The following is a 21,298-nucleotide window of genomic DNA, read 5'->3' as shown; positions in this document are numbered from 1 at the left end:
GTCATGGATCTGACCGTCCTCTACCGCGGGCCGCTCGCCTCCTGCGACTACGACTGCCCCTACTGCCCCTTCGCGAAGCGGCGCGACTCCCCGGCCCGGCTCCGCGCGGACCGGGACGCCCTGGACCGCTTCGCCGCGTGGGCCGCCGCGCAGACCGGCGACCGCCTCTCGCTGCTGTTCACCCCCTGGGGCGAGGGCCTCGTGCGCTCCTGGTACCGGAGCACACTCGCGGAGCTGTCCCACCTGCCGCACATCCGCCGCGTCGCCATCCAGACCAACCTCAGCTGCCGCACCGACTGGCTGGACACCGCCGACCTCGGCACCCTCGCCCTGTGGTGCACCTACCACCCGGGCCAGACCCCCTACGACCGCTTCCTCACCAAGTGCCGCGACCTCGCCCGGCGCAGCGTGCGCTACAGCGTCGGGGTGGTCGGCCTGCCCGAACACCTCGCGGACGCCCGCCGGTTGCGCACCGACCTGCCGGAACACGTGTACCTGTGGATCAACGCGGCCGAGGGACACACCTACCAGGCCGCCGAGGCCGAGGACTGGACCGCGCTGGACCCGTTGTTCCCGTACAGCCGCACCCCGCACGCCAGCGCCGGACTGCCCTGCCGCACGGGCGAGTCCGTGATCTCCGTCGACGGGGACGGGACGGTGCGCCGCTGCCACTTCGTCCGCACCGAACTCGGCAACCTCTACGACGGCTCCTACCGGGCCGCGCTGGGCCCGCGCCCCTGCCCCTTGAGCGTCTGCGACTGTCACATCGGCTACGTCCACCTGGAGACCCTGCCGCTGTACGACGTCTTCGCCGGCGGGGTGCTGGAGCGCGTCCCGGCCGCCACCCGGCCGGTCCGCGGGCACCGGATCTAGGGCAGGGCCTGCTCGGCCCAGATGACCTTGCCCTGCGGCGTGTACCGGGTGCCCCAGCGCTCGGCCAACTGCGACACGAGGAACAGGCCCCGGCCGCCCTCGTCCGTCGTCGCGGCGTAGCGCAGATGCGGTGAGGTGCTGCTGCCGTCCGCCACCTCGCAGATCAGCGCGCGGTCGCGGATCAGCCGTACGTGGATCGGCTCGGAGCCGTAGCGGATGGCGTTGGTGATCAGCTCGCTCAGGATGAGTTCCATGCTGAAGCAGAGGTCCGACAGGCCCCAGTCGTCGAGTCGTCGCGACACGGCGTCACGCATGCCCGCGACGGCGGCGGGGTCCGCCGGCACGTCCCAGTCGGCGATCCGGTCGGGGTGCAGTTGCCGCGTGCGGGCGACGAGCAGGGCGACGTCGTCCTTGGGGCGTTCGGGGAGTACGGAGTCCAGCACGTCCTGGCAGGTCTGCTCGGGCGACCGGCCGGGATGACCGGCGAGGGCGTCCCGCAGCAGTTCCAGCCCCACGTCCAGGTCGCGACTGCGGTCCTCGATGAGGCCGTCGGTGTACAGCACGAGCTGGGTTCCCTCGGCGAGGCAGACCTCGGCGGTCAGGAACGGCAGGCCCCCCAGCCCCAGCGGCGGGCCGGTGGGCACGTCGGGGAAGTCGACCGTCCCGTCGGGCCGGACCAGGGCGGGCGCCAGATGTCCGGCCCGCGCCATGACGCACGTGCGCGTCACCGGGTCGTAGATGCCGTACAGGCAGGTGGCGCCCACGACACCCGCGGCGCTCTCCGTCGTCTCCCGCTGGTCGATGCTCCCGACCAGGTCGTCCAGGTGGTTCAGCAGTTCGTCGGGCGGCAGGTCGAGAGCGGAGAAATTGTGCACCGCGGTCCGCAGCCGTCCCATGGTGGCGGCCGCGTGGAGGCCGTGCCCGACCACGTCGCCGACGGCCAGCGCCACCCGGCTGCCCGGCATGGGAATCACGTCGAACCAGTCCCCGCCCACTCCCGACTGGGCAGGGATGTAGCGGTAGGCGATGTCCAGCGCGCTCTGCTCGGGCATGGCCCGCGGCAGGAGGCTGCGCTGGAGGGTGACGGCCAGGGCGTGCTCACGCGTGTAGCGGCGGGCGTTGTCGATGCTGACGGCGGCACGCGCCACCAGTTCCTCCGCCAGCGACACGTCCTCCTCGTTGAACTGCTCGTGCTGCCGCGAGCGCCAGAAACTGGCCATGCCGAGCACGACGCCCCGGGCCTGGATGGGGGCGGTGATCAGGGAGTGGATGCCGTAGTCGATGATCGCCCGGGCCCGCTCCGGGTCCTGCACGCGCCAGCCCGTGGCCGTCGCCAGGTCGCTCACCAGCTGGGAGCGGCCGCTGCCGTAGCCGCGTGCCTGCGGGGTGGCGGGCTGGTAGTCGAAGAGCCGGCCCTGCTCGGTGAGCGGATGGTCGTCCGCGATGCCGGACACGGCGGCACGTCTCATCTCCGTCCCCGTACGGGCCGGCTCCTCGCCGTGCAGGACGGCGTCGGCCAGGTCCACGGTGACGAAGTCGGCGAAGCGGGGGATGAGGACCCGCGCCAGTTCGTCGGCGGTGCGCAGCACGTCCAGGGTGGTGCCGATGCGCAGCCCGGCGTCGTACAGCAGCCTGAGCCGCTCCCGGGCCACCTCCGCCCGGCCCGTCACCGCCTGGAGCTCGGTGGAGTCGCGCAGCGTCACGACCGTCTGCCCGGCTCGACCTCCCTCGCGCCCCGTGGGCCGCTGGTTGACCGCGATGAGCCGCTCACCCGCGAGGTGGACCTCGTCGGTCGCCTCACGCCCGGAGGCGAGCAGCGCCCGCAGGCCGGGGTCGAGGCGCGTCAGGCTCGAGACGGGCTGTCCCTCGATGTCCGGGGGCAGCTCCAGCAGTCGTCTGGCCTCGTCGTTCGCCAGCATCAGCCGCCCGTCGGCGGCCACGATCAGCACGCCCTCGCGAACCGAGTGGAGCACGGTGTCGTGGTGCTCGTACATCAGGGCCATCTCGCTCGGCGCGAGGCTGTGCGTCTGCCGTCGCAGCCGTCTGCCCACCAGGGCCGTCACGCCGGCCGACAGCACGAGCGCCGCGGCCCCGGCGCCCAGGATGATCGGCAGTTGCCGGTACAACTGGCTCTCGACGTTCTTGACCTTCATTCCGGCCGAGACGAGACCCACCACCGTGCCGTCGGCCTTCTTCACGGGAGTCGTGGCCTGCACCTCGCGGCCGAGCGGCCCGTCGACGCTCTCGACGTAGAGCCGGCCCTCCAGCGACGGTCCGATCTCCCCCACGAATCGTTTTCCGATCCGGTCCGGCAGGGGATGCGTGTAGCGCAGGCCCGCCGTGTCCATCACCACGATGAAGTCGACATCGGCGGCGCGGCGTGCCGCCTCGGTGAGCGGTTGCAGGATCCTCGTCGGATCCGGGGCCTGGAGGGCCGCCACGACACCCGGCGCGTGCGCGAAGGTCTGCGCCACCGCCGTGGAGCGACGCCTGGCCTCGGCGCCGGCGTCCCGCTCCGACTGCAGGATCAGGGCGAAGACTCCACAGCCCACGAGCAGCACCACGAGGGCGACCTGGAAAACGAGCACCTGCCCGGCTACTGTCCGCACACTCTTCGCGATGTGGCGCTTCACCGATAGGCGTCGCAAACGGGCGAAAAGACTCGCCATGTGACCTTTCTAGCACTGGTGATCCCGACCGGCCAGGCGCGCCGGACCCCCGGCCGGCGGGTGGCGCGTGCCGGTGAGGTCGTCCACCGCTCGACCTCACCCAGCGCCCACCAGCCAGTTCGCCGCCGAACCACACCCGAAGCCCGTGCCCGATATGCCGGATAAGATACCTATGTGATCATGTCTGGACGGCCGTGGCGCCGTCGCCCGGCCTACAGCGGCCGATGGGAAGCCGCCCGGCTGTCGCCCGTGGTCCTGACGCTTCTCATCGCCGGCATGGCGTTCTCCACGCCCAGGGAGATCGCGTTCAGCCGCCTCCTGCCCACCGCGCCCGCCCTCGCGGCCGCGATGTGGCCCGTGCTCCCCACGGTCCTCCTGGGAGCGGTGTGCCTGGTCCTCATGATCGTTCTGAGCTTGTTCCACACGGACCTGGGGACGCCGTACACGTCGGCCGCCATCGTCGCGGTCACCCTGGCAGCCGCGTACGGCAGCCACATCCGGCTGCAACGGGAGGAGACGCTGTTCCAGGTGCGGCTCGTCGCCGACGCGGCCCAGAAGGTGCTGCTGCGCCCACTGCCGCGCCGCATCGAGGACATCGAGATCGAGTCGCTGTACCTGGCGGCCCAGGAGCAGGCCCGGATCGGCGGCGACTTCTACGAGGCGATCGGCACTCCGCACGGAGTGCGCCTCCTCATAGGCGACGTGCGGGGCAAGGGGCTGTCCGCGGTCGGAGCGGCCGCGGCGGTGATCGGCTGCTTCCGGGAGGCCGCCTACGACGAGCCGGACCTGACGGGCGTCGTCCGCCGCCTGGAGACGACCGTGACGCGCCATAGCGCGGCATTCCCCGTCCACGACCAGCCCGAGCACTTCGCCACCGCGATCCTCGCCGAGATCCCGCCCGGCGGCGGCCGGCTGCGGCTCCTCAACTGCGGGCATCCCCCGCCACTGATCGCCCACGCGGGCGGCATCCGGGTCGTCGAACCGACCATCCCGGCGCCGCCACTCAACCTCGCGGCGCTCGTCGGTGCGTGCTACCGGGTCGACACCGTCGCCTTCACACCGGGCGAGCAGTTGCTGCTCTACACGGACGGCGTGTCGGAGACCCGGGACGACGCGGGCCGCTTCTTCCCGCTGCCGGAATGGATGCGGCGACAGAGCCCGCAACACCCTCGGGGGCTGCTGGATCAACTGCACCTGGATCTGCTCCGGCACAGCGGCGGACGGCTCGACGACGACATCGCGGCCCTTGCGCTGCGACCCACCACGGCGGGGGAAGGCAGGGCCCTCGGCACCGGGGGATGAGCCCGCGGCCCGCGACCCCTGCCGGCGCTCGACAGATCAGGTAGGCGCTTGACCGGCACGTGGGCGCTTGATAGGCAAGTGTGTACTTGCCTATGCTGCCGTCGTGGCCGATGACCTGTTCAAAGCGCTGGCCGACCCCACGCGTCGCATCATCCTCGACGAGCTCACGGAGAAGTCCGGACAGACCCTGTTCGAGATCTGCTCGCGGCTGAGCATGAAGCACCACCTCGGCATGTCCCGTCAGGCGGTCTCCCAGCACCTCGCCGTACTGGAGGGCGCCGGGCTCGTCCAGACCAGGCGGGAGGGGCGCTACAAGTTCCACGACCTGCGTACCGCTCCGCTCCGGCAGATAGCCGAGCGGTGGCTCACGGCCGACCCCGACGGAACCGAACCGGAAGAGAGCACTTCATGAAGATCCACCTGACCAGCGTGTTCGTCGACGACCAGGCGGCGGCCCTGCGCTTCTACACCGAGGTCCTCGGCTTCGTGAAGAAGCACGACGTTCCGGTCGGGGAGAAGGACCGGTGGCTGACCGTCGTCTCCCCGGAGAACCCCGACGGCCCCGAACTCCTCCTGGAGCCCATGGGCCACCCGGCCGCCCGGACCTACCGCGACGCCCTCGTGGAGGACGGCATCCCGCTGGCCCAGTTCGCCGTCGAGGACGTCAGGGCGGAGTACGAGCGCCTGCGCGGCCACGGCGTCCGCTTCACCCAGGAGCCGGTGGAGATGGGTCCGGTGACGACCGCCGTCTTCGAGGACACCTGCGGGAACCTGATCCAGATCGCCACCCAGCCGCAGTAGGCGCAGCCGATCCGCGCGGCCGGCTGCGGCGACCACCACGCCGGAGCCGGCCCGTCAGCGGCCGCGCCGCGCGCCCGGAACACCGGCGGCGCCCGTGCCGGACCATAGACCCGATCCCCTTTTCGTCTCGCCGCATGACGGAATGCCACCGCACGCTTTTCGGGCGAGTTCCATGCGAGATTGATGTGGACTCGCCAATCTTTCGACACAAAGGCGTCCGCGTACGGCGAGCCGAACAGGCGCCCCTCCTTCGACCCCACAGCCGAAAACCCCAGGCGACGGCCGATCAAACCGGGACAGCACTGATCGAAAAGGCACCCCGGAGGGCCTGGAATCGGCCTTGTTCGGCTCCCTAATTGTCATTCGTCGTTGACTGGAATATCAAAAGCAAGAAGCGCGCGAATAACGGTGACACCCGGTCAGCGAGCGATAATATGAACCCCGCAAACGGACTGGGGAGTCCGCCTTTGCGATCAGCCATGGCCCCGCGCACACGGGATATTCCATGCCTGATGCACATGCAACAGCGGTCGCCCGCCCACTTCACACAGCGGGCGGGTGACCGTATCGGGGGTGGGGAACAGTGCAGTCGAACCATGAGACCGGTCCTCGGACGGCCGATCTGCATGCCATGCTCCGCGTCGCAGACCTGCTCGCGGACGGGCCGATCGCACGCGGCGCAGTGGCACACGGCGCACGCGACAACGGCTCAAGCGGCTCAAGCAGCAGCACGCCGGTGCCACCGGACCGGCACGAAGCGGCTCGGCTGGTGTGCCCGGCACGACCGGCGCCCTCCCCCGGGCCGTGGCGTGCCGCCTGGGCGCACACCCTGACCGAGGAACGCACGGCACAGAGCAGGGCGGGCCTCGGCTGGGCACTCACCGGGCTCGCCTCCGGCGCCTTGCCGGCCCTCGACCTCCTGGAGATCGGGTGCGAGTGGCTGCGTCTGACCCGGCTGACGTGCCCGCCGACGGGCAGCGGCCCGCGGAGCGTGCGCCTGGCCGAGCGACCGTGGAGCGAACTCCCTGCCGCGGCCGCGTTGTTGCCCGGCCGGCGGGCCGAACGGCTGCTGCTGCTGGCGGGAGCCGGTCACGACACAGCCCCGGAGCGCGGGAGCACGGTCCACACCGCGCTGCACGAGGCCCTGTGCACCGCCGTGGACGACGTTCTCCCGGACGCGTACCGCGACGAGGCCGCGCCGCTCGTCCTGGCTCTACGGGCCACCGGCTGGCCACCGTTGCAGCGGGTGGCCGAGGACGTGCATGGCCGGCTCGGCGCGCTGCTGTGTCTGCGGCTGCCCGCGCACTGGCCGACGGGGCCGGAGGACCTGGCGGCCGAGCTGCCGCTGCCGGTGCCGGTGTGGCTGGCCGCCGCCCACGTGGACGGTGCTTCGGGGACGGTGGGTCTGGTGCGCCGCACCCTGTTCCCGGCCGGCAGCCGCGCCGGCGATGGCACCGCGGCCGGTCAGGTCGTGCAGGTCCCGGTGAGCGCTCCCGCGCCCGGCGCCGGCGTGGGCGAGAGCGTCGCCGCCGTCGTCCGCGCCGGGATCGACGAACCGGCGGCGGCGTGGCGCCCGTTGCGCATGGACCGGCTGACCCTGCCGCCCGGCTCCCGCACCACGCTGCGCTACTCGCTGCACGCCGGCCACCGCGTCGGTCTGCTCGGCGAGACCGACCACACCCCGGAGACCACCGCCTGGGCCGTCCTGGCCGGCAGCACGGCCCGGCAGCTTCCCCGGCCCTGCCCGGTCGATCTGCTGATCGCCGTGGAGATAGCCGGGCCGCAGGCCGACGGCGGCACGGTGGTGGCGGAGCGCCTGCAGGAAGCCGCCAGCGTCGTCACGGCCGTCCAGGACGCGATCGGCGACGAAGCCGCCCTCCGTGTGGGGCTGATCGGCTACCGCGACCACGACCCCCTGCACCGGCCCGGCCACCAGGACCCCGTCGTGCACCGCATCGGCATGTGCACGGCCGCGGACGCGGCACGGGTGCTGACCTCCTGGCGCCCGTATCCGCTGCGCCACGACTTCGCCACCGGCCTGGAACACCTGCCCGGGGAGGTGTACGCCTGGCGCCATCTGTGGAGAGCCGGCAGCCACCGGGTACTGCTGACCGTCGGCTCCCGCCCGCCGTACCCGCACGTCCGGCCGCCCCGCGTCGTGCAGCGCGGTGCGCCGGTGCGCATCTGCCCCGACCGGCTGGACTGGCGGACGGACCTTCAGGCGATCCGCCACGGCGAGGACATCGCCTGCCTGGCCGTCGTGGACGAACCGGCCTGGATGGACGACCTGCACGGCGAACCGCACCTGGCGCGCTGGGCCGACCACGCCTGGCACGCCTTCGGCGCCGAAGGGCGCTACCCCGCGGGCCACGCCCCCGAACGCATCGCCTCCGCCGTCGTCGCACCGGCCCTGTGCCCGCCCGAGGGCGGCGCACCGATCCGGCTGGTCGTCGCCGACGGCCCGGCCGGCGACTGGCGACACGCCCCGGCGGGCTGAACGACCGCCCCCCGGCACCCGGTACGCGCGCCCGGCGCGGACCGCTCCATCCCTCGCGCGGCAGACGACGTCCGCTGCCCCGGCCCCTTGGGAGCACCAGCATGGTCGACGACGACAACCGACCCCAGCCCGGCAGCAACGGCGGCAACGGCGGCAAGGAGGAGAAGAAGGAAGACGGCGAGTTGCAGGGGCCGTTCGCCGTCTGGGACCGCTCCACCCATGTCGGCGGCCGCGTCGCCCTCCCGCCGACGCCGCTCCCGCCGACCGACTCCGTAGCCGACGGCTCCGCACCCCCCGTCCCCCCTCCCCCGCGGTCCGCGCCGGACACGAGCGACCTCCCCCGGGTCTTCCTGGAGAAGGTCGACGACGAGGCCCCGCCGGCACCGGCGACCCGGCCGGCGAAGAAGGGCCGGAAGGCCGTGGCACCACAGCAACTCCCGGTGGCGGACGCCCAGTCGCCGGAGGCCGCGTCCGCGCCCGAGTCGACCGTCACGCTCTGGGGCGGCATGGAGAGCGGCAAGTCCACGTTGCTGGCGGCGTTGTCGCGGGCCCGCCAGGACCCGGTGTACGGCAAGTGGAACATTTGGCCCGAGGACCATGTCTCGCGCAAGTTCCTCGGCGAACTCGGCCACATCCTCTACCGCGAACGCCGGTTTCCCCCCTCCACCCTGACCGAGCAGCGCCCGGTCCGTTTCACCCTGGCCGGGGACCTCCGCGACGCCTCGCTCTCCGGGAGCGGGCGCAGATGGTGGCGGCGCAGCGCCCCTGCCGAACCCCGGCGCACCGAGTTCAAGGTCACCGTCCGCGACATGCCCGGCGAAGCGTTCGACCCGCACTCGCAGACCGGCGCCCAGCACGAGGCCAGACTCATCACGGACTTGGCCGACTCGCGGGCCATGGTCTACGTCGTCGACCCGGTGCGCGAGTGGCAGGTCAACAGTGACGACCGGGCGGCGAAGGCCGACGCCCGCCAGAACGCGGACTTCTTCACCGAGGTCCTGGCCGGAGTCCTCACCGAGACCAACATCCGGGGCATCCGGCAGGGCAACCTGCTGCCGCACCGCATCGCGGTGTGCCTGGCCAAGTTCGACGACGACCGCGTCTTCCGCTTCGCCTGCGCCCAGGGCAACGTCCGTCTCAATCCGCGTACCGGCCAGCCCGAGGTCGTGGACGCCAAGCGTCTCTTCGACGGCCTGTGCGAGACCTTCCCGCACGGCAGTCTGCGGGAGATCCAGCAGCAGATCGAGTCGTTCTTCGCCCCCGAGAACGTCGGCTACTTCGTGTGCTCCGCCATCGGCTTCTGGGTGGATCCCGAGCGCGGCTTCGACTTCGAGAACCCCTACCTGGTCAACCAGGTGGAGGACAGCATCCGCTTCATCGCCTCCCCGCAGCCCATCAACATCCTCGAGCCCTTCCTGTTCCTCCGGGGCTACGGCCCCGCGCAGTCCTGATCCGGCTCCCGCCACCCGCTCGAACGAGAGGAGACACCATGGAACCGGGGCTGATCGCCGACTGGGCCGTGTGGGGCAAGGAGCCCCGTACCAACGGCGGCTACCAGGTCCTCGCCGCCCACCCACCCGACCGCAGCGCCGACTTCAACAGCGCCATCCACCGCTGGTCACCCGGGACACCGACCCACGGGGAGCAGTTGCCGTGGATCACCATCGGGCCCACCGCCCAGCCGGACGGGACCCCGACGGTCGGGGTCTTCCTCCTGGACAGCACGGACGCCCTCGACCACGCGAACCGCCCCATCTACCGCATCACCCACCTCGCCGTCCCCCGTGACGACGTCCACGCCGCCGGACTGGGCTGGTGCGCCCTCGCCGGGGCCGCTCTCGACATCGCGCCACGGCTGGCGCTGCCGGCCGCGGGCCCGGCCGCCCTGCCGTTCTCGCCCGGGGACCAACTGCTCACCCGGATCGCCCCCTTGGTCACCCCTCGTATGTCCGACGGTCCGCTGTGGCTGGCCGCGGCGGCGGCCCATCTGCTGGACGGCACCCTCGTCGTCACCGGCGCCGGCGGCTGGCCGCCCCTGGACCTGCTGCTCGTGCTCGACGCCGTGGCCGCCCTGCTGCCGTTCGGCATGCGGGCCACCCTGTCCGCCGCCACCTGCACCAGTTTCGGCTCGGACGTGCCGATGCGCCTTTACTGGGGGAACGCCGCGGATCCCGGCCGGGCGAGCCTGGCCTGGGGCCGGAAGGAGCCGAACCTCGACGCGCTGTCCGCCGGGGCACGCTCGTACCACGACCTGCTCATCCGCAGCTGGAGCGAGCACGGCGGCGAACGCGTGCTGGGGCATCTGGCCGACGCGCGGGCGCCGTTGGACATCGCCGCCGAGTCCGCGCACGCCCGCGCCCGGGAGGTGCTGGCCGCGCTCAACCCCACACTCGCCGTCGCCCAGGAGATCCGCGAGGGCCGGGAGGTCGCCGGGGAGCGGATCGACCTGGCACTGAGCAGGCCGCGGATCGACCCCGACTCGCTCGACGTGCTGGCCACCCGCAAACTGGCGGACCCCTCCCCCGACCTGTCGGTCCTCGCCGCCCACATGGCCGACGCGGAGACCGCCGACAAGTACCGCAACAAGCTGATCGACGATCTGCTCGGCCACCGCACCGACATCGCCCGCTGCAACTTCGAGAGCATGCGCGCCGCGCTGCCCGGCAGCCGGGAAGGGCTGCACCCGCTCGACGGTGCGCTGGCCTACGTCATCGAAGAGGTACGGCAGGACCTGCCGGAGGACACTCCCGACCCGGTGGCGGAGCAACTGCTGGCCGTCGTGGCCCCGTTCACGCCGGGCACCATGACCCTCACCCAGTCCCTCCTGCGCAGCGTCCCCGGCCTCGCCGGGCGGCTGGTCCGCGCCCAGTACGAGACGGCGGACCCCGCCGGCAGACTCCGCGCCTGGCTCGCGTGGCTGTGCGAAGGGCCGGACGCGTCGATCCCGGGCCATCCCGAGCTCCCCCACCTCATCGACCTGTTGCGGTCGGGAGCCGCTTCGGCCGGGCCTGCGCGCAAGTGGGCCGCGAGCCAACCGGACGCCGCCGCGCGTCTGCTGGAGGCGGCAGTCGTCTGCGGGCACACCGACCACCTGCTGCGGCCCGACTTCTTCCACGGCCTCGTCGACTCCGTTCTGCGCAAACGGCCGACCGCGGTGGACGGGACGCCACACGCGCTGCTCACCCGGGCGCTCGCGCGGTCTCCGGCCGCACTGCGACCGGAGACCGCGGCCCGCTGGGACGTGCTGTGCGGGCTGATCGGGCTGCCACCCGCCGGCTTCACCGGCGCGGTCGCCCCGGCGTCCGTGCCGGGCTCGCACGACCCGGTGGGCAGGGTCGACACCTATCTGTCCGCCTTCCAGGCGGAACTGGATCCGCGCTCCGTCCGCCCGTACGCCGCCATGGTCGTCCAGCACCTGCTGACCGGGGTGTTCGACGTCGACCCGGACACCGGCCGGGGACCGGGGCCGGCCGCCCGTCACCTGAGCATGCGCATCCTCGACGGTCCCGGCTCCTACGCGGACCTCGTGGCCGACACGGTGGAGCGCCTGGCCACCGAAGTGCCGTACTGGAAGGAGACGGAAGCCGACCGGGCCTGGCTCGAGCGGATCGCGGAGCGACTGCCACGGCTGCGTTCGGCCCTCGCCCTGCGCGAGGTGCACCGGGTCGCCCTGCACCTGTCCGGCACACCGCAGGACTGCGAGACGTTCGCCGCCCACGCGTGCTCGGCCCGCCGCACCGGCGCCGCGAACGAGGGGATCCGCGCCGCCCTGGAGGCCTGGGCCCTGCGCGGCCGGCCCGGCGAACGGGTCCGGTCCTTCCTCGAGGCGTACCGCCGGCAGTGGGCGCGGTACGCCGGTGACGGCCGCGCCCTGGAGGAGTGCGAGGACCTGGAGCGCGCCCTCGCCCTCAACGGACGCAACAGCCCGGTCCTGCGGCACTACTGCGACCACGCCATCCGCGAACTGACCACCAGCAAGGCCGAAGCACTCCGGGAGATCCAGCGCCTCCAGGAGGAGCAACGGCGCTACGACGAGGAGATCAGCCGGCTCCACGCGCTCGACAGATCCGCCGGCCGCATCCGCGGCTGACGGACCCACCCACCAAGGGAGACCCCTGCCATGGCGACCACCCGGCCGACGGCCCGTGCCGCTCTGCTGCTCGTCCTCACGACCCTGCTGGCCCTGGCCGGCGCTCCCCCCGGAACGGCCGCGCCCGCTCCCGTCCCCCGCGACGACATCTACCGCTCGCTCAAGGTCGACGACGTGCCCGCGGCCTACGTCGTCCTGGTGGACGTCTCCAGCTCCATGCAGGACAAGGGGCCCGACGGCACGCCCCTCTACACCACGGTCAAGCGCCGCCTCGCGGACTTCCTCGACAGCCTCACCCCCGCCGACCAGGTGGCCGTCGTCACCTTCGGCCGGGCCACCAGCGTCGTCCACCCCATGTCCCCGGCCGACCGCACCGACGACCTGATCGACCGGGAACTGCCCCGGAGCGCGGAGGAGTCCGCGAGCGACCACGGGGCCGCGCTGGAGGCCGCCGCCGACCAACTCGACCGCAGCGAGGCGCCGGTGGGCGCGGTGCTGATGCTGACCGACGGGGCCGTCCAGGCGCCCGGCAGCCCCTACTCCCGGCTGGGCAGCCCCGCATGGGACAAGGTGCGGGACCGCTTCGACGCGCTGGGCACGGATCGCAGGATCATGGGGTACGGCCTGCCCCTCACCGACGGCACCGGCGTCTCCGAGGTCCTGGGGAGCGCCTTCGGCACCCCGCGCATCCTGCCGGCCGACCCGGCCGCCCTCGGCACGCAGCTCAGCACTGCCAAGGACCAGGTACGCGCGCAGAAGGCGGTGAGTCTGCTGCGGGCCGACCGGGGCGGCACGGTCACCGTCGCCGTCGCCGGAGAGGACGTACGCCGCGGCCGGGCCGGCGCGATCACCGTGGGGGCCGGCGACACCACCGGGGAACGCACCAGGACGCTCACGGTCACCCTCCGCTCCAAGGCCCGGCACGTACCGCTGGAGGTACGGCTGACGGGCTCCGGGGACGCCGAGGTGACCACGCCCGGCGGTCCCGTCACCCTCCAGCCGGGTGCCAGGAAGACGGTGCGGGTGACCCTGTCGTGGCGTCAGGAACCCCGGTTCAGCCTGGTGCCCGTCTCGCGCGACTTCACCACGCACGCCTTCCTGCACACCCGGGTCTCCTCCCCCTGGACGTCCACGATCCGTGGCTCCCTGGCGGAGGGCAGCTTCGCCACGGGCAGGCCCGTCGTCACCGAACTCGACGTGCGGGGCACCGTGCCCGGCCGGACGCCCGGCTGGCTCTACCCTCTGGTCCTGCTCGTGCTGCTGCTCGGGAGCGCGGCCTGGTGGCGCCGCCACAAGCAGCTCCACCCGGAGCTCTCCGGCTTCCTCGTCGTCACCGATCTGCGCACCGGTGACCGTCAGACCATCCCGCTGCGCGGCCGGGAAGTCGTCCAGGACACGGACGCCGGGCAGGTGCGCGCCCGCGTCACCGTCCGTGGCCGGCAGGACGGCGGCCGTCCGGTCCTCCTGCTGGACTGCGAGCGTGAGGCGTCGCGTCCCGGCGGGGCACCCCTGCGGGACACCGGAACCTGCGAACTGGGCAAGTCGACGGTGCTGTGCGGCATCGGCCTCTCGCACGAGACGACGACCGAGGCATCCGTCCTGCGGTGACGCCCACGAGAAGGGACGCAACATGGTGATGCCACTGGATCCGGCCGGCGACCCGTCCGAGGCCGCGGGCTTCCGCCTGGTGGGCCGCCTGGGGACCGGCGGCTTCGGCACGGTCTACCTCGGCCGGCGCCGGGAGGAGGGGCACGGCCCGGCCACGCTGGCGGCCGTGAAGGTGCTCAAGAGCGAATTCACCGACGACGCGCAGCACATGCAGCGCTTCCACCAGGAGAGCAAGGCCCTGGAGCGTTGCCGCGGTGCGCGCATCCCCGAGCTGCTGGCCTTCGACTTCACGACGGGCCGGCGGCCGACTCTGGCCACCCGGTTCATCCCGGGCCTGTCGCTGTACCGCATCGTGGAGACGCACGGCGGCCCCCTGCCCCCGGACGCCGTCCATGCCGTGGCCGCCGAACTCGCCGACACCCTGAGTGCCGCCCACACCAAGGGACTTCTGCACCGGGATCTCCACCCGGGCAACATCCTGCTCACGCAGGACGGGCCGTGGATCATCGACTTCGGACTGACCCGCATCCGCGGCCAGCGGGTCACCCTCACCCTGGACATGATCATCGGCCACCCGCACTTCTGCGCACCGGAACAGGTCCGGGGACTGGCCTCGACCGGACAGGCCACCGACGTCTTCGGCATCGGCGGCACCGTCCTGTACGCCCTCACCGGTCACCCCCCGTACACCGCGGCGAACGACGCCCGGGCCATGCTCACGCGCCGGATCAGCGGCGCGGCTCCCGACCTGTCCGGCCTGCCGGACGACGCCGTCGGCCGGCTCGTGCGCGCCTGCCTGGCGGAGGAGCCCTCCGACCGGCCCCGGCTCGACGAGGTCGCGGCCGGCTTCGGCCAGCCCGGCGCACTGCGGCTGCCCTCCGACGTCACCCGTGCCCTGGCCGCCTACCGCACACAGTTGCGGGACGTCCTGGCGACGGCCGGTGACACCGCCGACCTGACCGTTCCGTTCCGTCCCGGGCGGCGCAGCTGGAGCACCGAGGCCGGCGACTGGCCCCACAGCGTCGCGGCGACCGAGGACGGCACGGTGGTCACGGCCGATCGCGGCGGCACCGTGCGCTGGCTGGACGGGAGCACCGGAGAGGAAAGGGCCCGTCACACCGGCTTCACCGCGCCGGTGCATCTGTGCGCCGACGGGGAGGTGCTGATGGTGTGCGACTCCGCCGACCGGCTGGAGGCATGGAGCACCCGCGAACACACCAGGTGCTGGGCGGCTCCCCCCGGCGCCCTCAGCCGCGCCCGGCTGCTGCTGCGCGGGCAGAGCGTGTTCCTCGGTGACGCGGACGGCCTGCTGCGTCACTTCGACGCGGTCACCTGCCGGATGTGGTGGCGCAGCAGACCCCTGGGGGACGCCCCGGTGGTGCCGGTGGCCGCCGGTACGCATCAGGTGTACCTGTCGGCCGCCCGCGGACTCGACCTGCTCGCCGTGGACGACGAGGACGGCACGCCGGCCTGGAAGGCGCCCGCTCGGCTCACGGCACCGGTGCTCGCGCCTCCGTTGCCCCTCGACGAGCACGTGGTGGTCGCCGACGGCAGGGGCACCCTGAGGTGCCTGGCGGCCGCCGACGGCTCCCCTGTCTGGGAGGCGCACCTGGGCGCACCCGTGGTCGCCTCACCGGTCCGGGTCGGCGGCTCCCTCGTGACCGCGGACACAGCGGGAACCGTGCACTGTCACGACGCGGCCGGCGGAGCGGTGCTGTGGACGGCGCACCACGGCCGGCGAGAGGAGTTCTTCACTCTGTGCACCGACGGTGCGGCGGTCTACGCGGGCGGCTGGAGCGGCCGGCTGCACGTACTGGACGCGGCGGACGGCACCTCGTTGCAGAGCGTCGCTCTGGGAGGCCAGATCGTGGCAGCGGTGTGCGGGCCGGGAAGCCGGGCCGTGTACGCCGTCTCGTCGACGGGTGCCCTGCACGCGTTGCCGTGTGCCCCGGCGGCGGCCGGACCGGCGGTCGCCGGCACGGCGCGCGATCCCGCGGTGGTCGCGGGAGCCCGAGGAACGGCCGGTGGCGCGTGACGGCGGCTCACACCCCGGTCACGGCCCGGCCGTCCCGGTCGAACGCCCGGACGGCACGGGGTGTGGTGCCGTGGGCTCGGGGGGAGCCGCGAACTGCAGGGGAAGCAGGCGGTTCCAGTACCGGTGCAGCGTCTGTGCCGGGGAGTCGGCCGGGGGCGTCGACGCGTCGTCGCGGAAGATCCGGTGCAGTTCCTCGACGCGTTCCGGGGCCGGCACGTCCGGGTCGGCGTACGGCCGGCGTGCGCGGGAGCTCCACCAGCGTGCGCCGAGCGCGGCCCCGGCGGCCGCCGCGGCAGTGATGATCATGACCTCGCGAGGCGGTACGGCCTGCATGACACTCCCCCGATTCCCCGGACCAGGCACAGCACTTGCCTATGGGGTGTCCCGCGCGGCGCGGTTCATGCCCGCGCGGTCCGCCCAGGACGGGCGGATCCTCGGTACGCCGTCAGGGGCCGCCCGCGTCGTCGGCGAGTGCGATGCGGGCGGTGATGCGTTTGCCCGACTCCACGCGCTCCGCTTCGAAGCCCTGCGAGACGGCCATGACGATCTCCAGGCCGTGCTGGCCGATCCGGCCCGCGTCCGCCGCCCTCGCCACCGGGAGCACCGGGTCGGAGTCCCACACCGACACCTCGATCACGCCGCCGTGGATCCGCAGGTCCAGCCGCGCCGGACCCGGTGCGTACTTCCCGGCGTTGGTGACCAGTTCGCTGACCACCAGTTGCGTCACGTCCGTCGCGCGCTGCGAGACGGGCACGCCGTGGACCGTCCTGGCCTGGAGGAGGAAGTCGACGGCGCGGTGACGCGCGTGCGCGATGCACGTGCCGTCACCGTCGAGATCGACCGAGATCTGAGGGTGCTGCTCGCCGATGCGCGCAGCTATGCCGTCACCCAACATCTGGACCCATTACGTTGCCTCGTGCTCCCCCCTCGCGCCCCGCGCGCACCCTGCCGGCGACAGCGACCGCTGCCGGCGCAGTCCGGTCGTCCTCACTGCTTCGGCGGCTTCACGGCGATGTCGAGGTAGAAGGCGTCGATGCTGCGGACCGCCGCCTCGAACTCCTCGAGGTTGACCGGCTTGGTCACGTAGGCGTTGGCGTGCTGGTGGTACGCGCCGGTGACGTCGTCGGGAGCGGCCGAGGTGGTGAGCACGACCACCGGGATGGTGCGCAGTTCGGCGTCCTCCTTGACCACGGCGAGGAACTCGCGGCCGTTCATGCGCGGCATGTTGAGGTCGAGCACGATGAGGTCGGGGCGCTCGTTGCCGGGGTCGCGCAGGTAGTCCAGGGCCGCGATGCCGTCGGAGACCTGGGTGATGTTGCGGGTGCCGCGCTCGGACAGGGCGTCCTGGATGAGCATCGCGTCGGCGACGTCGTCCTCGACCAGCAGCACGTCGTGGGGGCGGGTAGCGGCGGCAGCGGCCATGGGTCACAGGCTCCGAGAAGTGGGAGGGGTGGTGGAAAGGTGGGTGGTGCCGGTGATGAGCCCGGGCCAGCGTCGCCGGGCTCCCTGGCGGCTCATGCTCACGGCCTGGCCGATCTCCGGATAGCCGGCTCCGCTCGCGGCGGCGGCCCGGGCCGCTTGGTCCTCGAGCAGGCGCACGGCGTCCTTGACGCCGCTGATCACCCTCAGACGCACGAGCGCACGTCGCCGGGCGTCGTCGGCATCCTCGCCGGAGTCCGCCGGTGGGTGGAGGCCGTACTGGGCGAGGCGCCGGGTGATGTCCTCCACCACCGCGCTCACCAGCGCAGCCGTCTCACCGCCGGGCGGATCGGGCAAGGGTGGTGGAGCAGGCATGGGGCCACCTTAAGGCGTTGATCTCTCCCGAGACAACGTGTGTTGTCGGGGCCGGTACAGTGGGCGTGCCGTGTCCCAGGCCGTGATCCCGGCCCGCCGAGGGGGAGCAACAAACCGCCATGAACAGCGAACAGTCCGTGACCGACACAGTGTTTTCGGGCTGGACCACTCGGCGATGGCTGCGTGCGGGGGTCGCCTCGACGCTGGTCGTGCTGGCCGTGCTCGGGTCGCTGGGCGGCTGGGCGATGTGGCGCACCTCACAGCTGACCGACGAGCTCGTCGACCGGCGCTCCCCCGCCCTCATCGAGGCGATGCGGCTGGAGGCGGCCCTGGTGAACCAGGAGACCGGTATCCGGGGATACGGCCTGTCCGGCCGCTCGGACTTCCTGTCGCCCTACCAGCAGGGCGAGGCCGACCAGGACGCGGCCCTGCGCCGGCTGCGGCCGCTGGTCGCGGACGACGAGGGCGCCCGCGCGGACCTGGCCGAGGTCGAAAAGCTGGCCCGCCGCTGGCAGGAGCGCATAGCCCGTCCCGTCTCGTCGGCGTCCCCCGAGAACGCGGTACGGCTCGCCACGTCGCGGGCCGAGGAGGGGCGGACCACGTTCGACTCGCTGCGCCGGACGATGAACGGCCAGCAGGCCCGCCTCCAGGGCGAGAGGACCGCGACGAACCGGCAGTTGCGGCAGGCGGAGACCTTGCGGAACTGGATGTTCGCGGTCATCGCCCTGGTGATCCTGCTGGTGGCGGCACTCATCTTCGAGGGCCTGCGCCGGGGCGTCACCGGCCCGCTCGCCGTGCTCAGCGCCTCGGCCCGCGACGTCGCCCGCGGCCGCTTCGACCGCACCCTGAGCGTGACCGGCCCCTCCGACCTGCGTCAGCTCGCCTCGGACGTGGAGTCGATGCGGCGGCGCCTGGTGGAGGAACTGCAGTTCAGTGAGGACTCCCGCCGCCTGCTCGACGAACAGGCCGAGGACCTGAAGCGGTCCAACACGGAACTGGAGCAGTTCGCCTACGTCGCCTCCCACGACCTGCAGGAGCCCCTGCGCAAGGTGTCCAGCTTCACCCAGCTGCTGCAGCGGCGCTACGGCGGCCAGCTGGACGCGAAGGCCGATCAGTACATCGCCTTCGCCGTCGACGGCGCCAACCGTATGCAGAGCCTCATCAACGACCTCCTGGCCTTCTCCCGGGTGGGCCGGATCCTCAACGACCACCAGAAGGTCGACCTCGAGGCGGTGCTGGACGGGACCCTGAACGACCTCGGTGTGTCCATCGAGGAGACCGATGCCGAGATCACGCACGACCCCCTGCCCACCGTCGTCGGCGACGCGAGCCAGATGGGCATGCTCTGGCAGAACCTGCTCTCCAACGCGATCAAGTTCCGCAGCCCGGGACAGCCGCCGCGGATCCACGTCGCCGCCACGAAGGACGGTGCCGACTGGCGGTTCGCCGTCAGCGACAACGGCATCGGCATCGCCCCGGAGTTCCGGGAGAAGGTCTTCGTCCTGTTCCAGCGCCTGCACACCAAGGACGCCTACCCGGGCACGGGCATCGGCCTGGCGATGTGCAAGAAGGTCGTGGAGTTCCACGGGGGCACCATCACCATCGACCCGGAGTACACCTCCGGCACCCGCGTGGTCTTCACCCTCCCCGTGAGCGAGGCCGGCACCGGGCCCGACACCGATCGGGAGAGAGAGGCGCAGCCGTGAACACCCCCTCGGCACGGCATGCCGTACCGTTCCGCATCCTCCTGGTCGAGGACGACGACGGCGACGCCCTCCTCGTGGAGGAACTCCTCCACGACACCGACCTGCCGCACTCCCTCGCCCGCTGCCGCACCGCCGCCGAGGCGCGTGCAGCGCTCGCTACCCGCCCCGTGGACTGCGTGCTGCTCGACCTCCACCTCCCGGACGCCTCCGGGGTGCAGACGGTCCAGGCGATCCAGGAGGAGGCCGAGGCCGCCATCATCGTCCTGACCGGCCTGGACGAACCGCGCGCCGGAGTCGACGCCCTGGCCGCGGGCGCGCAGGACTACCTGGTCAAGGGCAAGGTCGAGCCCGATCTGATGCAGCGTGCCGTCCGCTACGCCGTCCAGCGAAAGCAGGCGGAACGCGCCAACGCGGCCCTCCAGATCGGCCGGCTCAGGGCGGAGGAGAACGCGCGACTGGAGCGCGGCCTGCTGCCCGAACCCCTCCTGACGTCGACCGCCGTCACCGCCGCGAGCCGCTACTACCCCGGCCGGGCCCAAGCGCTGCTGGGCGGTGACTTCCTGGACGTCGTCCAGACCGACGACGGACAGGTGCACGCCGTCATCGGTGACGTCAGCGGCCACGGCCCCGATGCGGCGGCCCTCGGGGTCTGCCTGCGCATCGCCTGGCGCTCACTGACCCTCGGCGGCCACCGGGACCAAGGGCTGCTCCACCTGCTGGAGCAGATACACATCGCCGAACGCGCCAACACCAACCTGTTCACCACGTGCACCCTGATCACCCTGGACGCCGACGCGGCCCGGCTCACCCTGCACCTGGCCGGTCACCACGCGCCCCTGCTGATCACGCCCGACGGTACGACGGAGATCGAGGCCGCCCACGGGATGGCCCTCGGCATCGCCCCCGGCCTGGGCAAATGGCCCGCCACGACGCTGACCCTGCCCGCGCAGGGCGCCCTCATCGCCTACACCGACGGGCTCATCGAGGGCTTCTCCGACGTCGCCGGGGCCCGTCTCGGGGTCGACGGGCTGCTGCGCATCATGGACGAGCTGCGCACGTCGGATCCGGGCAGCCACCTCGACCAGCTCATCGGCAGGACGCGCACGCTCAACGCCGACCGGCACACCGACGACCTCGCCATTCTGCGCCTGGACTGGAACGCCGGCAGCGTCCGGCACACGGCCGACGAGTGGCGCACGACACCCTCCACCTGACGCGCTGAAGGGTGTCGTGGCTGTGTCGTGGCTCTTGGTGTGCCGTGCCGGCCGGGGGGCGTCGGATCAGCGGTCGGCGGCCTCGGCGGCGTTCTTGATGCCGCGCAGGGCCTCCTCGAGGCCGTGGTCCACCTGGGCGCCCTCGGTGCTGTCCGTGTGCAGCCGGACGGTCAGGCGCGACGTCGCGGCGTCGTCACCCGGGTCGATCTGAAGCCGGCCGTGGTAGTCGTGCTCGCCGGGGGCGCCCCACTCGAGCGTCTTCCCGTCCTCGATGACGTGGATCCACGCCTCGCTGGTGACGTCCTGCTCGGGGGCGTCCGGCGGGTCGATGTGGGCCGTGACGGTGACCTGGTCGCCGCCGTGCGGCCGCGCGGAGGTCAGGCGCGGCAGGTACGCGGGCAGGTTCTCGACGTCGGCCAGGTAGGCGAAGAGCCGGTCCGGTGCGACCGTGACCGTGATCGTGTCGTTGTAGTCACCCATGCATGCGGGGTTCCTCGGCGGGTGCGCCGTGAAACGATTCCGGCGGCCGGTCGCCCGTCGGATGCGGCGAACGGGCGCATCCCCCGCGTCGCCGGTGCCGGCGCGCACCGGTGCCGGTGGTGCATGAGGCGCACCACCGGCACGACGCACGGCTTCGCTCTACTTGCGTCCCCGCTTCTTCACGATGAACGCCAGGACGAAGCAGACGACCACGAAGGCGATGACCCAG

General features: G+C 72.6%; 17 protein-coding genes. 11 read left to right on the top strand and 6 right to left on the bottom strand.

Translation table 11 applies throughout. The annotated features are described in order from the left end of the window. Positions 1-3: 3 nt before the first annotated feature. The gene (locus tag ACZ6ZN_RS18710) at positions 4-873 is read left to right on the top strand and encodes an STM4011 family radical SAM protein (RefSeq protein ID WP_469647527.1); all 870 of its coding nucleotides are present in this window, start codon (positions 4-6) and stop codon (positions 871-873) included. Here ACZ6ZN_RS18710 and ACZ6ZN_RS18705 read toward each other — a convergent pair. Continuing rightward, positions 870-3,542: a SpoIIE family protein phosphatase gene (locus ACZ6ZN_RS18705; RefSeq protein WP_469647524.1), complete on the bottom strand. Its 2,673-nt coding sequence runs from the start codon at positions 3,540-3,542 to the stop codon at positions 870-872. The genes ACZ6ZN_RS18710 and ACZ6ZN_RS18705 overlap by 4 nt on opposite strands. 174 nt (positions 3,543-3,716) lie before the next feature. Here ACZ6ZN_RS18705 and ACZ6ZN_RS18700 point away from each other — a divergent pair, with 174 nt between their 5' ends. From ACZ6ZN_RS18700 to ACZ6ZN_RS18665, 8 genes are all read left to right on the top strand, one after another. Continuing rightward, positions 3,717-4,844, top strand: coding sequence for a PP2C family protein-serine/threonine phosphatase (locus ACZ6ZN_RS18700; RefSeq protein WP_469647522.1), 1,128 nt, complete (start codon positions 3,717-3,719; stop codon positions 4,842-4,844). Between the two features lie 103 nt (positions 4,845-4,947). Next, the gene (locus ACZ6ZN_RS18695) at positions 4,948-5,256 is read left to right on the top strand and encodes an ArsR/SmtB family transcription factor (protein WP_451877924.1); all 309 of its coding nucleotides are present in this window, start codon (positions 4,948-4,950) and stop codon (positions 5,254-5,256) included. Then, on the top strand, positions 5,253-5,645 hold the full coding sequence (locus ACZ6ZN_RS18690) for a VOC family protein (RefSeq protein ID WP_398111672.1): 393 nt from the start codon (positions 5,253-5,255) through the stop codon (positions 5,643-5,645). Before ACZ6ZN_RS18695 ends, ACZ6ZN_RS18690 begins: the two co-directional genes overlap by 4 nt. Before the next feature lie 769 nt (positions 5,646-6,414). Then, a complete protein-coding gene (locus ACZ6ZN_RS18685) occupies positions 6,415-8,142 on the top strand; it encodes a hypothetical protein (RefSeq protein ID WP_469647519.1) in 1,728 nt (575 codons plus the stop codon). 101 nt (positions 8,143-8,243) lie between these two features. Next, positions 8,244-9,593 (top strand): hypothetical protein, encoded by a 1,350-nt coding sequence (locus ACZ6ZN_RS18680; RefSeq protein ID WP_469647517.1) that lies wholly within the window; start codon positions 8,244-8,246, stop codon positions 9,591-9,593. A gap of 38 nt (positions 9,594-9,631) precedes the next feature. After that, entirely contained in the window at positions 9,632-12,232 is a 2,601-nt protein-coding gene (locus ACZ6ZN_RS18675) for a hypothetical protein (protein WP_469647514.1), read from the top strand. Positions 12,233-12,262: 30 nt separating this feature from the next. After that, positions 12,263-13,840, top strand: coding sequence for a VWA domain-containing protein (locus ACZ6ZN_RS18670; RefSeq protein ID WP_469647513.1), 1,578 nt, complete (start codon positions 12,263-12,265; stop codon positions 13,838-13,840). A gap of 22 nt (positions 13,841-13,862) precedes the next feature. Continuing rightward, positions 13,863-15,875: a protein kinase domain-containing protein gene (locus ACZ6ZN_RS18665; RefSeq protein WP_469647512.1), complete on the top strand. Its 2,013-nt coding sequence runs from the start codon at positions 13,863-13,865 to the stop codon at positions 15,873-15,875. 18 nt (positions 15,876-15,893) lie between these two features. Here ACZ6ZN_RS18665 and ACZ6ZN_RS18660 read toward each other — a convergent pair whose 3' ends face one another. From ACZ6ZN_RS18660 to ACZ6ZN_RS18645, 4 genes are all read right to left on the bottom strand, one after another. Beyond that, complete coding sequence (locus tag ACZ6ZN_RS18660; RefSeq protein WP_451877918.1) at positions 15,894-16,208, bottom strand: hypothetical protein; 315 nt, start codon at positions 16,206-16,208, stop codon at positions 15,894-15,896. Between the two features lie 112 nt (positions 16,209-16,320). Beyond that, positions 16,321-16,770, bottom strand: coding sequence for an ATP-binding protein (locus ACZ6ZN_RS18655; protein ID WP_469647509.1), 450 nt, complete (start codon positions 16,768-16,770; stop codon positions 16,321-16,323). 92 nt (positions 16,771-16,862) lie between these two features. Next, positions 16,863-17,297, bottom strand: coding sequence for a response regulator (locus tag ACZ6ZN_RS18650; protein WP_398107953.1), 435 nt, complete (start codon positions 17,295-17,297; stop codon positions 16,863-16,865). Between the two features lie 3 nt (positions 17,298-17,300). Next, entirely contained in the window at positions 17,301-17,669 is a 369-nt protein-coding gene (locus tag ACZ6ZN_RS18645; protein ID WP_451877916.1) for a hypothetical protein, read from the bottom strand. 119 nt (positions 17,670-17,788) lie between these two features. Here ACZ6ZN_RS18645 and ACZ6ZN_RS18640 point away from each other — a divergent pair, with 119 nt between their 5' ends. Both ACZ6ZN_RS18640 and ACZ6ZN_RS18635 read left to right on the top strand, forming a co-directional pair. Beyond that, entirely contained in the window at positions 17,789-19,375 is a 1,587-nt protein-coding gene (locus ACZ6ZN_RS18640; protein ID WP_469647505.1) for a sensor histidine kinase, read from the top strand. Beyond that, positions 19,372-20,589 (top strand): PP2C family protein-serine/threonine phosphatase, encoded by a 1,218-nt coding sequence (locus tag ACZ6ZN_RS18635; RefSeq protein WP_451877914.1) that lies wholly within the window; start codon positions 19,372-19,374, stop codon positions 20,587-20,589. The genes ACZ6ZN_RS18640 and ACZ6ZN_RS18635 overlap by 4 nt, the downstream gene beginning before the upstream one ends. 66 nt (positions 20,590-20,655) lie before the next feature. On the opposite strand, the gene ACZ6ZN_RS18630 is transcribed toward ACZ6ZN_RS18635, so the two are convergent. Next, positions 20,656-21,069: an SRPBCC family protein gene (locus tag ACZ6ZN_RS18630; protein ID WP_451877913.1), complete on the bottom strand. Its 414-nt coding sequence runs from the start codon at positions 21,067-21,069 to the stop codon at positions 20,656-20,658. Positions 21,070-21,298: the final 229 nt, after the last annotated feature.

The sequence above is a fragment of the Streptomyces sp. NPDC053665 genome, from assembly GCF_055585285.1.
The sequence above is the reverse complement of the archived record's forward strand: the minus strand, read 5'-3'. Positions and strand labels throughout refer to the sequence as shown.